Origin of the sequence: Pseudomonas fildesensis (assembly GCF_001050345.1) — a bacterium.
GTDB classification, from domain to species: Bacteria; Pseudomonadota; Gammaproteobacteria; order Pseudomonadales; family Pseudomonadaceae; genus Aquipseudomonas; species Aquipseudomonas fildesensis.
Genome location: NZ_LFMW01000018.1, coordinates 123,294 through 137,668 on the forward strand (window position 1 = coordinate 123,294; position 14,375 = coordinate 137,668).

The window sequence follows — 14,375 nt, forward strand, 5'->3', positions numbered from 1 at the left end:
CGCCCGTTTTTATATGACCGCTCGACTCAGCGGACTTTACCCTCAGCCTGTGTCAGCTCTTCCTTGCTGAAATCATCCACGTCGATCACCTTGCGCCGCGCAGCTTCGGCGTCGCGCAGGGTTTGCGCTTCAGCCGGTTGCAACACCCCGGCATGCAACGCGGCGTCGATGGCGTGTTCGCCGGCAGTCGGCTTGACCTGACCACTTTTCAGCGCGGCATGCAGTTTTTTCTGCAGCGGATGGCTGGCGCCAAGCAGGTCGTAGGCATGTTGCAGCGCACCCACTGGATCTTCCGCCGATTGCGGGCGATAGCAGCCGGCCAGGAGTTCTTCGAGGGTCGGGTCGCCCTTGGCGCGACCAAGCACTGCGGCCACTTCGGCGTCCAGTGCATCGGACGGCCCGGTATGGCGACGGCCGAATGGGAACACGATCACTCGCAGCAGGCAGCCCAGCACCTTGTTCGGGAAGTTGCCCAGCAGCTCGTCGAGTGCACGCTCCGACTCCCCGAGGCTTTCTTCCATGGCCCAGGCGAACAGCGGTTCCAGGTGGTCCGGCGAATCCAGGTCGTGGTAACGCTTGAGTGCGGCCGACGCCAGGTACATATGGCTCAGCACATCACCCAGTCGCGCCGACAGGCGTTCGCGGCGCTTCAGTTCGCCGCCCAGCAGCATCATGCTCAGGTCGGCGAGCAGGGCGAACGCGGCGGCCTGACGGTTCAATGCACGGAAATAACCCTGGCTCAAACGGTTGCCCGGCGCTTTCTCGAACCGGCCAAAGCCGAGGTTCAGCACCAGGGTGCTGGCGGCGTTGCTCACGGCAAAACCGATATGTTGCATCAGCAGGCCGTCGAATTCCTTCAAGGCCTGGTCGTGGTCTTCGCGACCGGCCAGGGCCATTTCCTTGAGCACAAACGGATGGCAGCGAATCGCGCCCTGGCCGAAGATCATCAGGTTACGCGAGAGGATATTCGCGCCTTCCACGGTTATGAAAATTGGCGCGCCTTGCCAGTTGCGACCCAGGTAGTTGTTGGGCCCCATGATGATGCCCTTGCCGCCATGCACGTCCATGGCGTGGCTGATGCACTCGCGGCCGCGCTCGGTCAGGTGGTACTTGAGGATCGCCGACAGCACCGAGGGTTTTTCCCCAAGGTCCACGGCATTGGCGGTGAGCATGCGCGCGCTGTCCATCAGCCAGGCGTTGCCGCCGATGCGTGCCAGGGCTTCCTGAATACCTTCGAAGGCCGACAGCGGCACGTTGAACTGCTCGCGCACCTGGGCGTACTGGCCGGTGACCAGGCTGGTGAACTTGGCCGCGCCGGTACCCACCGCCGGCAGTGAAATCGAACGGCCTACGGACAGGCAATTCATCAACATCATCCAGCCCTTGCCGAGCATTTCCTGGCCACCGATGAGGAATTCCAGGGGGATGAACACGTCTTTGCCCGAGTTGGGGCCGTTCATGAACGCGGCGCCCAGGGGCAGGTGGCGACGGCCGATTTCCACGCCGGGGGTATCGGTCGGAATCAGCGCGAGGCTGATGCCCAAGTCTTCCTCTTCACCCAGCAGGTGGTCCGGGTCATGCGCCTTGAAGGCCAGGCCCAGCAGGGTCGCGACCGGGCCGAGGGTGATGTAGCGTTTTTCCCAGTTCAGGCGCAGGCCAAGGGTTTCCTTGCCTTCCCATTCGCCTTTGCAGATCAAGCCGGTGTCGGGCATGGCGCCGGCGTCAGAGCCAGCGAGCGGGCCGGTCAGGGCGAAGCATGGGATGTCGTCGCCACGCGCCAGGCGCGGCAGGTAGTGGTTACGTTGCTCGTCGGTGCCGTAATGCAGCAGCAGTTCGGCCGGGCCCAGGGAGTTGGGGACCATCACGGTGGACGCGAGGTCGCCGCTGCGGGTAGCGAGTTTCATCGCAACCTGGGAGTGGGCATAGGCGGAGAAGCCCTTGCCGCCGTACTCCTTGGGAATGATCAGGGCGAAGAAGCCGTGGGTCTTGATGTGCTCCCAGGCAGCGGGCGGCAGGTCCATGGCCTGGCCGATTTCCCAGTCGCTGACCATGGCGCAGAGTTCTTCGGTGGGGCCGTCGATGAAGGCCTGTTCTTCTTCGGTCAGCTGCACCTTGGGATACGCGAGCAACTTGTCCCAATCAGGGCGACCGCTGAACAGCTCGCCGTCCCACCACACGGTGCCCGCGTCGATTGCGTCGCGCTCGGTTTCGGACATGGGCGGCAGGACTTTCTGAAACCAGCTGAACAGCGGCTTGGTGAAGTAGTGGCGGCGCAGGTCCGGCAGCAACAATGGCGCGGCCACGACAGCGATCAAGACCCAGAAGATCAGCAGCAACCAACCCGGTGCGTGGCTCCAGGCGCCCATCGCCAGCAGGTAAACGGCGACCACGCCCAGGGCGGGCAGGGGCGCGGTGCGGCGGTGTGCCAGGTAGGCAATGCCGACCACCAGAACCAGTATCCACAACAACAGCATATTTAATCCTCCGTGAAACCAGGGGCGAAACCACCGTGGAGCTTAGTCGGCATCCGAACAAGCGGGGTGATCAGGGTGTTACGAGTTGTGCTGGGAGGACTCATCACGACGCGCCGACATTTGGCCGAATCGTCGTTATCTCTGTGGCAGACCTGTCGTTAAACTCCAGGCTTCCCTCGGAGATCAAGCTCATGGATACGTACCTGAGTCCCAGCCGCTTCATCGATAGTGACCACCCTGCGGTGGTGGAGTTCGCCGAAAAACATCGAGGGCCCAGCGCGGATTTAAGTGACCAGGCAGTCAGTCTTTATTACGCGGTGCGTGAGGCAATTCGCTACAACCCCTACACCTTCAGCCGCGACCCAGAGACCTTGACCGCCAGCTACGCGTTGACCACTCGCCAGAGTTACTGCGTGCCCAAGGCTACCTTGCTCGCCGCCTGCGCACGGCATTGCGGCATCCCGGCGCGGATCGGCCTGGCGGACGTGCGCAATCACCTGTCGACGCCCCGCTTGATCGCGTTGCTCAAAAGCGATGTATTCGCCATGCACGGCTATACCGAGTTGTACCTGCGTGGTCGCTGGGTCAAGGCCACGCCGGCGTTCAACCAGCAACTGTGCGAGTTGTTCGATGTGCCGCCGCTGGAATTCGATGGGATCAACGACAGTGTCTTCCACGCTTTCAATCGCCAGGGCCAGCGTTCGATGGAGTACGTGGTGGACCATGGGCAATTTTCCGACGTGCCAGAAGACTTCTTCTTCGCCCATATTCGGCAGTGTTATCCACACCTATTTACCGAGGACATGCCGACCCTGCTGGGCGACCTGCAGACCGATTTAAGCCGCGCGTGAACCGGCGTATGCTGCTGCGTTCATCAAGCCATGTTCATCAACAATAAAGGCGCGGTCATGCTGAAAATCTGGGGTCGTAAAAATTCATCAAACGTCAGGAAGGCACTCTGGTGCGCCGAGGAACTCGGCCTGGACTATGAAGCAATTGATGCGGGCGGGGCTTTTGGTGTGGTCGACACGCCGCAATACCGGGCATTGAATCCCAATGGCCGGGTGCCGATGATCGAAGACGGTGACTTTGTGCTGTGGGAATCCAACACCATCGTGCGTTACCTCTGCGCCAAACAGGCGTCGAATTGGTACCCGAGCGATTTGAAGGCGCGGGCCAACGCCGAAAAGTGGATGGACTGGACCACGTCCACGTTCGCCGAACCCTTCAAAGTTGTGTTCTGGGGCGTGTTGCGCACCCCGGCGGAAAAACAGAACTGGGACACCATCCATGCCGGGCGCCAGGTCTGTATTGATGTGCTCAATACGGTTGACCAGGCACTTGCCGGACAACCTTACCTGTCGGGCAATGAATTCGGCATGGGCGACATTCCCCTGGGCAGCTTCATCTATGCCTGGTTTGAAATGCCCATTGAGCGCCCTGCAATGCCCCATTTAGAGGCGTGGTACCAGCGCCTGCAACAGCGCCCGGCCTACCGCAAAACGGTCATGACCGCGTTGACTTAATACTGACTATTAATACAGGTGACTGTACTTGTGCGGCGCGGGCAAGCACCATGCTTGTCATGCGCCGCCGTTGAACTACGTGCGCTGCGCCCTCATCTATTCTTTCTGTTCCCTTCTTTGGTGCGTATTCCGATATGAGTTCCGCTCTGTCCATCCGGCAGCTAACCAAAACCTACGGCAACGGTTTCCAGGCCCTGAGTGGTATCGATCTGGACGTCGCCGAAGGTGATTTCTTCGCCTTGCTCGGCCCCAATGGCGCCGGCAAATCCACCACCATCGGCATTCTCTCGACCCTGGTCAACAAGACCAGCGGCACGGTGAATATCTTCGGGCATGACCTGGACAAATCCCCGGCAGCGCTCAAGCGTTCCATTGGCGTGGTGCCCCAGGAATTCAACTTCAACCAGTTCGAAAAGACCTTCGACATCGTTGTGACCCAGGCCGGTTACTACGGCATCCCGGCGAAGATCGCCAAGGAACGCGCCGAGCAGTACCTGACCCAATTGGGACTGTGGGACAAGCGCGACGTGCCGTCACGTTCGCTGTCCGGCGGCATGAAGCGTCGCCTGATGATCGCCCGCGCGTTGGTCCACGAACCACGGCTGCTGATCCTCGATGAGCCCACCGCCGGGGTGGATATCGAGCTGCGTCGCTCGATGTGGGCCTTCCTCACCGAGCTGAACGAGAAGGGCATCACCATCATCCTCACCACCCATTACCTGGAAGAGGCTGAACAGCTGTGCCGCAACATCGGCATCATCGACCACGGCACCATCGTCGAGAACACCAGCATGCGTAACCTGCTGGGCCAGCTGCATGTGGAAACCTTCCTGCTCGACCTGAAAAACAATCTGTCGGTGCCGCCGCAATTGGTCGGCTACCCCAGCCGCCTGTTGGACAGCCACACCCTGGAAGTCCAGGTGGACAAAGCCATGGGCATCACCGCGCTGTTCACTCAGTTGGCGACCCAGAACATCGAAGTGCTGAGTCTGCGTAACAAAACAAATCGCCTTGAGGAGTTGTTCGTGTCCCTGGTGGAGAAAAATCTGACGAAGGTGGCGGTATGAGTTCTGAACTGCAACCCAACCTCGTCGCGCTGCAGACCATCGTCTACCGCGAAGTGAAGCGCTTTACCCGGATCTGGCCGCAGACCCTGCTGCCGCCGGCGATCACCATGGTCCTGTACTTTGTGATCTTCGGTAACCTGATCGGCCGGCAGATCGGTGACATGGGTGGCTTCACCTACATGGAATACATCGTGCCGGGCCTGATCATGATGTCGGTGATCACCAACTCCTACGGCAACGTGGTCTCCAGTTTCTTCGGCAGCAAGTTCCAGCGCTCCATCGAAGAACTGATGGTCTCGCCGGTGTCGCCGCACACTATCCTGATCGGCTACACCGCAGGCGGTGTGTTGCGCGGCTTGATGGTCGGGGTGATCGTGACGCTGCTGTCGCTGTTCTTCACCCACCTGCAAGTGCATCACCTTGGGGTCACCATTCTGGTGGTGGTGCTGACGGCGACGATCTTCTCGCTGCTGGGCTTTATCAACGCCGTGTTTGCACGCAACTTTGATGATATCTCGATCATCCCGACGTTCGTGCTGACGCCGCTGACCTACCTGGGCGGGGTGTTTTACTCGATCACCTTGCTGCCGCCGTTCTGGCAGACCGTGTCGCTGGCCAACCCAGTGCTGCACATGGTCAACGCCTTCCGCTACGGCATCCTGGGTGTGTCGGATATCAAGATCAGCGTGGCGATCACCTTCATGCTCGTGGCCACGGTGGTGCTGTACATCGGTTGCGCGCGATTGCTGGTGAGCGGGCGCGGGATGCGTACGTAAGCTTCGACCTTCACGCGGTAAAAATGTGGGAGGGGGCTTGCTCCCGATAGCAGACTGTCAGTCACCCTTGCATTGACTGATCTAAAGCTATCGGGAGCAAGCCCCCTCCCACATTTGGTTTTGTATAAGGATTCTAGACTTTCAGCGCCAACTCGATCAGTACGTGCAGCTCTTGAACGGTCAGCGGTGCGGTCGAGAACAGGATACGAAACACCGTCGGCGCCGCCAGTAGGTTGATCAAATGGTCCACGCTAGGTGGCGCCGGGTCCGGGTAACGATCGACAATCGCCTGAAGCTGCCCGCTCAAGATGCTCACGCAATACCCCGGCGTCACGCTGCATTGCAGGTCGCGCATCATGTTGCGGCCCGGCTCCGAACTCATTTCATCCAGATACTGCTCGGCCCAGGCCTGCAGGTCGCCGCGCAGGCTGCCGGTGTTTGCCGGCTCGCTGTCCGGGCGCATACGGGCCAGGGCCACATCGGCGAGCAATATGGAGAGGTCGCCCCAGCGGCGGTAGATCGTCGAGGGCGTCACGCCCGCGCGCGCCGCGATCATCGGCACGGTGACGCTGGAACGCTCATGGGCTTCCAGCAATTCACGCACGGCCGTGTGGACGGATTCTTGTACCCGGGCACTGCGGCCCCCCGGGCGGAGGCCTTCTTTTATCGCCATGTCGGTGACCTTAACACAAAGAATTTGCTTTAAGCGCTGACGGGTAGCACACTCCGCAAAAGCAAAATATTAGCTTTAGCGGAGCGTGCCCATGACCAGTAACACTTCCCATCGTGCCAGCCTGGTGTTCCTGGCGATCACCTTGCTGACCTTTCTCGCGGCATCCAGCGCGCCGACGCCGTTGTATCACCTGTATCAGGAAGGCCTGCATTTTTCGGCGGGCATGCTCACGCTGATCTTCGGCGTGTACGCCTTGAGCTTGCTGGCGGCGTTGTTGACCGTGGGTTCGCTGTCGGACCACCTGGGGCGCAAGCCGGTGATTTTTACTGCACTGGTCCTGAATATGTTGGCGATGTTGCTGTTCATCAATGCCGACAGCGTGGGCTGGCTGATTGCCGCGCGCACCTTGCAAGGGTTCGCCACCGGCATGGCCACCGCCGTGCTGGGTGCAGCATTGCTCGATACGGACCGCCAGCAGGGCCCACTGGTCAACAGCGTGGCGCCGTTGCTGGGCATGGCGTGCGGCGCGATGGGCAGCAGTTTGCTGGTGGAGTTCGCACCACTGCCCACCCAGTTGATCTACTGGACGCTGCTCGCGCTGATGCTGGTGCAGGCCGTGTATGTCTGGCGCCTGGCGGAAACGGTGAGTCGTATTCCCGGTGCGCTGGCGTCGCTGCGCCCCACCTTGCATGTACCCCCTCAGGCGCGCCGGGCGTTGTGGCTGTCGTTGCCGGTGGATGTGGCGGTGTGGGCGATGGGCGGGTTTTATTTGTCGCTGGCGCCTTCGCTGGTGCGGGCGGCGACGGGCTCCACTTCCAATCTGATCGGTGGTGGCCTGGTGGCGGTGTTGACGTTGAGCGGGGCGCTGATGATCTTCACCTTGCGCAATCGCCCGGCCAACAAGGTGCTGCGGTTAGGCGCAAGCCTGCTGGCCATTGGTGTGGCATTGATCCTCGCGGCCGTGCACAGCGCCAGCCTGCCGCTGTTCTTCATCGCCACGCTGATCGCCGGCAGCGGTTTTGGCGCAGGCTTTCTCGGTGCCTTGCGCAGCGTGGTGCCACTGGCCTTGCCTCACGAGCGAGCGGGCCTGATGTCGGCGTTTTATGTATTGAGCTACCTGGCGTTCTGCCTGCCGTCGCTGCTGGCGGGCAACCTGATTCGCAGCTTCGGTTTGATCGTCACCACCGATGGCTACGGCGCCGTGCTCATCCTGCTGTCCCTGAGTGCCCTGGCGGGTTTGCTGCTGCAGGATTCGGCGCGGGCCAGGGCGACGACGGGCGGCTGATGGGTAATAATCGGCGCTCCGAATTCGCCTGATCGAGACTCACGCATGAAGATCATCCGCAGCAAGGACTTCACTGGCAGCCGTGCCTGGGAGGCGCTGGATATCGCCAACATGAACGGCATTACCACCCGTTTGCACTGGACCGATCAGCCGTATCGCTGGCACATCAATGACTGCGAAGAAGTGTTCGTGGTGTTGGATGGCCGGGTGCAGATGCACTACCGCGATAACGGTTTTGAACAGGTGGCGGATCTGGAAGTGGGAGACATCTTCTACGCCAGCGTCGGTACCGAGCATGTGGCCCATCCACAAGGGCCGGCGCGCATTCTGGTGATTGAATCCGAAGGCAGCGCGTGACGCTATATTGGTAAAACAGATAACAGTTAGAGATATTACCCGTTATATAGATATTCGATCAGGTTCTACCATGGTCTCAACCTCATGCGAGGAAGAGGATTGCCATCATGACCTGCTCGACGACCATCAGCTACAAACCCTTCAATCACCTGGCCCGACCCCGGGAAGTGATTCGCCAGTTCACCCCCAACTGGTTTGCCGCGACCATGGGCACCGGTGTGCTGGCGTTGGCCCTGGCGCAATTGCCGGTCAACCTGCCAGGTTTGCACGCCATCGCCGAAGGCTTGTGGGTGTTTACCTTTGCGTTGTTCGTGTTGTTCAGCGTGCTGTACGCCGCCCGTTGGGTGATGTTTTTCCACGAGGCGCGGCGGATCTTCGGTCACTCCACCGTCTCGATGTTCTTTGGCACCATTCCCATGGGCCTGGCGACGATTCTCAACGGCTTGCTGCTCTTTGGTCTGCCACGCTGGGGCAGCGATGTGGTACCGATCGCCGAGGCGCTTTGGTGGTTGGACGTGGCGATGTCCCTGGCCTGTGGCGTGTTGATCCCGTTCATGATGTTCACCCGCCAGGAACACAGCATCGACCAGATGACCGCCGTATGGCTGTTGCCGGTGGTCGCGGCTGAAGTCGCGGCGGCCAGCGGTGGCTTGCTCGCGCCGCACCTGGCGGACGCCCATTCACAACTGGTGATGCTGGTAACGAGCTACGTGTTGTGGGCGTTTTCCCTGCCAGTGGCGTTCAGTATTCTGACCATCCTGATGCTGCGCATGGCCTTGCACAAACTGCCCCACGCCAACATGGCCGCGTCGAGCTGGCTGGCCCTGGGGCCGATCGGCACCGGTGCCCTCGGCATGTTGTTGCTCGGTGGTGATGCACCGGCGATCTTCGCCGCCAACGGCTTGCCCGGTGTCGGGGAAATAGCCAATGGCCTGGGTCTGGTGGCCGGCATCACCCTGTGGGGCTTCGGCTTGTGGTGGATGCTGATCGCGGTGTTGATCACGCTGCGTTACCTGCGCGCCGGTATACCGTTCAACCTCGGCTGGTGGGGCTTTACCTTCCCGCTCGGGGTGTATGCCCTGGCGACGTTGAAGCTGGCGAGTGTGCTGCACCTGGGTTTCTTCAGTGTGTTCGGCAGCGTGCTGGTGGTGGCGTTGGCGTTGATGTGGCTGATCGTGGCCACACGCACCGTGCAGGGCGCGTATAAAGGTGAGCTTTTTGTTTCTCCGTGCATTGCAGGACTAGGGAATAAATAAGCGGGATTAGGTAAAGTCGTGGCCTGAAAAAAAACCAGGCCACGCAGGAACACGGACGATGAGCCACCCCTCACAATTCACCTTGCTGCGCACACGGCGCTTCCTGCCGTTTTTCATCACCCAGTTGCTGGGCGCCTTCAACGACAACATCTTCAAGCAGTCGCTGATCCTGGCGATTCTCTACAAACTCACCATCGACGGTGACCGCTCCATCTGGGTCAACCTCTGTGCCTTGCTGTTTATCCTGCCGTTCTTCCTGTTCTCGGCGTTGGCCGGGCAATTTGGCGAGAAATTCAACAAGGACGCGCTGATCCGCGCGATCAAGATCGGCGAGATCGTGATCATGGCGGTGGGGGCGACGGGCTTCCTGTACAACCATCTGGAACTGATGCTGCTGGCGCTGTTTGCCATGGGCACTCACTCGGCGCTGTTTGGGCCGGTGAAGTACTCGATCATGCCCCAGGCCCTGCACGAAGATGAGCTGGTCGGCGGCAACGGCCTGGTGGAAATGGGCACGTTCCTGGCGATCCTGGCCGGCACCATCGGCGCCGGGATCATGATGTCGTCCACGCACTACGCGCCAGTGGTGGCGGTGGCGATTGTCGGTGTGGCGGTGCTGGGTTACCTGGCCAGCCGCAGTATTCCGCGCGCGGCGGCTTCTACGCCACAATTGCGCCTGGACTGGAATATCTTCACCCAGTCATGGGCCACCTTGCGCCTGGGCCTGGGGCAGACGCCGGCTGTGTCGCGCTCCATTGTCGGCAACTCGTGGTTCTGGTTTGTCGGCGCGATCTACCTGACGCAAATCCCGGCCTACGCCAAGGAGTGGTTGTACGGCGACGAAACCGTAGTAACACTGATCCTCACCGTGTTCTCGGTGGGTATCGCCCTCGGCTCGATGCTTTGCGAAAAACTCTCCGGCCGTAAGGTCGAAATCGGCCTGGTGCCGTTCGGTTCCTTTGGCCTGACAGTCTTCGGCCTGCTGCTGTGGTGGCACTCCGGCGGCTTCCCACAGAACGTGCAGGCCAACGACTGGCTCGCCGTGCTCGGTTACGGCCATGCGTGGTGGGTGTTGTTCGATATCCTCGGCCTTGGCGTGTTCGGCGGCTTCTATATCGTGCCGCTATACGCGCTGATCCAGTCGCGCACCGCCGAGAACGAGCGCGCGCGAGTCATCGCGGCCAACAACATCCTCAACGCACTGTTCATGGTGGTGTCGGCGATTGTGTCGATCCTGCTGCTGAGCGTGGCCAACCTGTCGATCCCCGAGTTGTTCCTGGTGGTATCGCTGCTCAACATCGCGGTCAACACCTACATCTTCAAGATCGTCCCCGAGTTCACCATGCGCTTCATAATCTGGCTGCTCAGCCATTCCATGTACCGCGTTGAGCATCGTAATCTCGATATCATCCCCGACGAAGGCGCGGCATTGCTGGTGTGCAACCACGTGTCGTTTGTCGATGCGCTGTTGATTGGTGGCGCGGTGCGTCGGCCGATTCGTTTTGTCATGTACTACAAGATCTACCGCCTGCCGGTGCTCAACTTCATCTTCCGCACCGCCGGGACGATTCCGATTGCCGGACGCAATGAGGACATCCAGATCTACGAAAAGGCCTTCACGCGGATTGCCCAGTACCTGAAGGAAGGGGAGTTGGTGTGCATCTTCCCGGAAGGCAAGTTGACCGCCGATGGCGAGATGAGCGAGTTCCGTGGCGGTGTAACACGCATTCTGGAGGAAACGCCGGTACCGGTGATTCCGCTGGCGTTGCAGGGGTTGTGGGGGAGTTTCTTCAGTCGCGATCCGAACAAGGGGATCTTTCGTCGGATCTGGTCGCGGGTGACGCTGGTTGCGGGTGAGCCGGTGGCAATCGAAGCGGCCACGCCTGCGCAGTTGCAGCAAAAAGTCACCGAACTGCGCGGCACCGTCCTGTAGGCGCCCGGCTGATCGTTCACACGCTCTGCGTGGGAATGCATCCTGTGACGCTCCGCGTCACGGTTTTAGAAGCGGACGCGGAGCGTCCAGGGCGGCATTCCCACACGGAGCGTGGGAACGATCATTCATGCGCTGATCTTGAGGCCAATAAGCCCACAAATAATCAACGCCACACTGGCCAGCCGGAACAACGCCATGGATTCCCCAAACAGGATAATCCCGGCGATCACCGTACCCACCGCACCCACACCCGTCCAGATGGCATAGGCGGTGCCCAGCGGCAGTTCCTTCATGGCCAGCCCCAGCAGGCCGAGGCTGATGGCCATGGCGGCAATTGTCAGGGCAGTGGGCAATGGCTTGCTGAAACCGTCGGTATACTTCAAGCCCACGGCCCAGCCGACTTCAAACAACCCGGCGAAAAACAGGATGATCCAGGACATGATGACCTCGCTTCTATAGATAGGCGGGGTCGTCCCCTGATGTGCGCTCGATAGCGTCGCGAGGTCGTCCTCGCGAAGCTCGGTAGAGTGCCGAAAATTGATCAGACGATCAAGTTTGCGGCGTGTTCTCCAGCGCGCGGCGGTCTTCCTTCTCGCTCATGCGGCGGAAATAAGTCGACAGCAATGCCCCGGAAATATTGTGCCAGACGCTGAACAGCGCACTCGGCACTGCCGCCAATGGCGAAAAGTGCGCGCTGGCCAACGCGGCGCCCAGCCCGGAATTCTGCATGCCCACTTCCAGCGCCAACGACTTGCGTTGTGCCAAGGGCAGTTTGAACACCCGGCCGGTGAAGTAGCCCAGCAAGTAACCGAAGCTGTTGTGCAGCATCACCACCGCCATGATCAGCAGGCCCGACTCGGCAATCTTCGCCTGGCTTGCTGCAACCACCGCCGCGACGATGATCACGATGCTGACTACCGACACCAGCGGCAGCACGTCCACCGCATGGCGCACGCGCTCGCCGAGCAGGCGTTGCGCTGCCACGCCGAGCACGATCGGCAGCAGCACCACTTGCAGGATCGACCAGAACAACTCCATGAACGACACCGGCAACCACGCCGACGCGAGCAGCCAGATCAACGCGGGTGTGAGCAGCGGGGCGAGGAGGGTGGTGACGGCGGCAATGGCCACCGACAGCGCCAGGTCGCCACGGGCCAACCACGTCATCACGTTGGACGACGTACCACTCGGGCAGCAGCCGACCAGGATCACGCCGACGGCAATTTCCGGTGGCAGGTGGAAGGCCTGGCACAACAGCCAGGCCACGCCCGGCATGATCACAAAGTGCGCGACCACGCCCAAGGCCACGCGCCATGGGTGGCGGGCGACCTCGGCGAAGTCTTCAAGTTTGAGAGTCAACCCCATGCCGAACATCACCAGGCCCAGTAAGGGGACGATGGCGCTTTTCAGGCCGATGAACCAGCCGGGCTCGAAGAAGGCGAGCACGGCAAAAATCAACACCCAGTAGGCGAAGGTATTGCCGACGAAGCGGCTCAAGGCGGCGAGTGCGCGCATGGGGGTGTCCTTGTTATTAGAGAGTTACGCAGATCCTGTGGAGCCGGTTTGTTGTGGCGAGGGAGCAAGCTCCCGCTGGGCTGCGAAGCGGCCCCAACACAAGCAACGCATTCTTCCAGCGAGAACTCGATGGAAGGTTTTAGGGCTGCTGCGCAGCCCAGCGGGAGCAAGCTCCCTCGCCACAGTAAATACGGTCCGCAGTAAAGCGGTGGGAGGCTTAGATGCCCTGTGGGGTCTCTTCGCCGCCCAGTGCTTCGATCAGCGCCGGCAGGAACTCACCGAAGGTCAGCATCATCAGAGTGAAGCTGGCGTCCAGTTGGCCCAGGGCCTCGTCGCCGCCGTCCTGCTCCGCTTGGTCTTGCAACAGGTCTTCGAACTTCAGGCGCTTGACGGTCATCTTGTCGTCGAGCATGAAGGACAGCTTGTCCTGCCAGGCCAGGGACAGTTGGGTCACGACTTTGCCGGTGGTCAGGTGCAGCTGGATTTCTTCGCCGGTCAGGTCCTGGCGCTTGCAGCGCACAATGCCGCCGTCTTCGTGGGTGTCGCGCAGTTCGCATTCGTCGAGGACGAAGAAGTCATCGGCCGGTTTCTGGGTGGTGACCCAGTCGGTCATGATCGCAGTCGGTGCAGTTTTCACCGTCAGTGGGCGTACCGGCAGGGTGCCGATTACTTCACGCAAGGTCGACAGCAGGTCTTCGGCGCGTTTCGGGCTGGCCGAGTTCACCAGGATCAGGCCCTGTTTCGGCGCGATGGCGGCGAAGGTCGACGAACGACGAATAAACGCGCGCGGCAGGAAGGCCTGGATGATTTCATCCTTGATCTGGTCGCGTTCCTTTTTATAGACCTTGCGCATTTGCTCGGCCTCGATCTCTTCGACTTTCTCTTTCAGTGCGTCACGCACCACGCTGCCTGGCAGGATACGTTCTTCCTTGCGCGCGGCAATCAGCAGAAAGTCACCGCTGATGTGAACCAGGGGAGCGTCTTCACCTTTACCGAAGGGGGCGACGAAACCGTAAGTGGTTAACTCCTGGCTGGCACAAGAGCGCGCCAGTTTGGTGGCCATGGCCGCTTCCAACGCCTCGGCATCAACAGGCAGATCTTGGGTCAGGCGATAGATAAGCAGGTTCTTGAACCACATGGGGTGAGTCTCTCCTTTATACAAAGGGGGGCATTATTCTCTTGATAGCGCCTGAGGCCAACCCTGCCTAAGCCATTGGAAGCTATCAAAAAAAAGATTTAAGAAAGTGCTTGCCAGACCTGGGGTCGCTCCGTAGAATGCGCGCCACACCGAAACGAAGGGTGATTAGCTCAGCTGGGAGAGCATCTGCCTTACAAGCAGAGGGTCGGCGGTTCGATCCCGTCATCACCCACCATTCGCTTCAAGTGTTACGCGCAGCGGTAGTTCAGTCGGTTAGAATACCGGCCTGTCACGCCGGGGGTCGCGGGTTCGAGTCCCGTCCGCTGCGCCATATTCGGTTACCTGGAACGCTGAACGCCAGGTACCACAGGAAGC

The 14,375-nt window shown here is 60.6% G+C and carries 13 protein-coding genes and 2 tRNA genes; 10 read left to right on the forward strand and 5 right to left on the reverse strand.

All coding sequences use genetic code 11. From position 1 onward, the window contains the following. Positions 1-26 precede the first annotated feature (26 nt). Positions 27-2,474 carry an acyl-CoA dehydrogenase gene (locus tag ACR52_RS23605; RefSeq protein ID WP_048730068.1) on the reverse strand — a complete coding sequence of 816 codons (2,448 nt, stop codon included), beginning with the start codon at positions 2,472-2,474 and terminating at the stop codon, positions 27-29. A gap of 191 nt (positions 2,475-2,665) precedes the next feature. Here ACR52_RS23605 and ACR52_RS23610 point away from each other — a divergent pair, with 191 nt between their 5' ends. The 4 genes from ACR52_RS23610 to ACR52_RS23625 all read left to right on the forward strand — a co-directional run bounded on the left by ACR52_RS23610 (position 2,666) and on the right by ACR52_RS23625 (position 5,843). Then, complete coding sequence (locus tag ACR52_RS23610) at positions 2,666-3,325, forward strand: transglutaminase-like domain-containing protein (protein WP_048730069.1); 660 nt, start codon at positions 2,666-2,668, stop codon at positions 3,323-3,325. Between the two features lie 57 nt (positions 3,326-3,382). Then, positions 3,383-4,000 (forward strand): glutathione S-transferase family protein, encoded by a 618-nt coding sequence (locus tag ACR52_RS23615; protein ID WP_048730166.1) that lies wholly within the window; start codon positions 3,383-3,385, stop codon positions 3,998-4,000. 134 nt (positions 4,001-4,134) lie between these two features. Beyond that, positions 4,135-5,067 carry an ABC transporter ATP-binding protein gene (locus ACR52_RS23620; RefSeq protein WP_048730070.1) on the forward strand — a complete coding sequence of 311 codons (933 nt, stop codon included), beginning with the start codon at positions 4,135-4,137 and terminating at the stop codon, positions 5,065-5,067. Then, positions 5,064-5,843, forward strand: coding sequence for an ABC transporter permease (locus ACR52_RS23625; protein WP_048730071.1), 780 nt, complete (start codon positions 5,064-5,066; stop codon positions 5,841-5,843). The genes ACR52_RS23620 and ACR52_RS23625 overlap by 4 nt, the downstream gene beginning before the upstream one ends. A gap of 133 nt (positions 5,844-5,976) precedes the next feature. On the opposite strand, the gene ACR52_RS23630 is transcribed toward ACR52_RS23625, so the two are convergent. After that, positions 5,977-6,516: a TetR/AcrR family transcriptional regulator gene (locus tag ACR52_RS23630; protein ID WP_048730072.1), complete on the reverse strand. Its 540-nt coding sequence runs from the start codon at positions 6,514-6,516 to the stop codon at positions 5,977-5,979. Between the two features lie 91 nt (positions 6,517-6,607). On the opposite strand from ACR52_RS23630, the gene ACR52_RS23635 reads away from it, so the two are divergent. The 4 genes from ACR52_RS23635 (at position 6,608) to ACR52_RS23650 (ending at position 11,347) form a co-directional block, all read left to right on the forward strand. Then, complete coding sequence (locus ACR52_RS23635; RefSeq protein ID WP_048730073.1) at positions 6,608-7,801, forward strand: MFS transporter; 1,194 nt, start codon at positions 6,608-6,610, stop codon at positions 7,799-7,801. 45 nt (positions 7,802-7,846) lie between these two features. Further along, positions 7,847-8,158, forward strand: coding sequence for a cupin domain-containing protein (locus ACR52_RS23640; protein ID WP_048730074.1), 312 nt, complete (start codon positions 7,847-7,849; stop codon positions 8,156-8,158). A 107-nt stretch (positions 8,159-8,265) separates the two neighbouring features. Beyond that, positions 8,266-9,414, forward strand: a complete 1,149-nt coding sequence (locus ACR52_RS23645; RefSeq protein WP_048730077.1) for a TDT family transporter — start codon at positions 8,266-8,268, stop codon at positions 9,412-9,414. 58 nt (positions 9,415-9,472) lie between these two features. Beyond that, the gene (locus tag ACR52_RS23650) at positions 9,473-11,347 is read left to right on the forward strand and encodes an MFS transporter (protein WP_048730078.1); all 1,875 of its coding nucleotides are present in this window, start codon (positions 9,473-9,475) and stop codon (positions 11,345-11,347) included. A 125-nt stretch (positions 11,348-11,472) separates the two neighbouring features. Here ACR52_RS23650 and sugE read toward each other — a convergent pair whose 3' ends face one another. The 3 genes from sugE to rdgC all read right to left on the reverse strand — a co-directional run bounded on the left by sugE (position 11,473) and on the right by rdgC (position 14,000). Then, a complete protein-coding gene (sugE, locus tag ACR52_RS23655) occupies positions 11,473-11,787 on the reverse strand; it encodes a quaternary ammonium compound efflux SMR transporter SugE (RefSeq protein WP_010166396.1) in 315 nt (104 codons plus the stop codon). 109 nt (positions 11,788-11,896) lie between these two features. Beyond that, a complete protein-coding gene (locus ACR52_RS23660) occupies positions 11,897-12,862 on the reverse strand; it encodes a bile acid:sodium symporter family protein (protein WP_048730079.1) in 966 nt (321 codons plus the stop codon). 217 nt (positions 12,863-13,079) lie between these two features. Continuing rightward, a complete protein-coding gene (rdgC, locus tag ACR52_RS23665) occupies positions 13,080-14,000 on the reverse strand; it encodes a recombination-associated protein RdgC (RefSeq protein WP_048730080.1) in 921 nt (306 codons plus the stop codon). Between the two features lie 159 nt (positions 14,001-14,159). Here rdgC and ACR52_RS23670 point away from each other — a divergent pair. Then, positions 14,160-14,235 (forward strand) — tRNA-Val (locus ACR52_RS23670). 19 nt (positions 14,236-14,254) lie between these two features. Beyond that, positions 14,255-14,331, forward strand: a tRNA-Asp gene (locus tag ACR52_RS23675). The last annotated feature ends 44 nt before the right edge of the window (positions 14,332-14,375 follow it).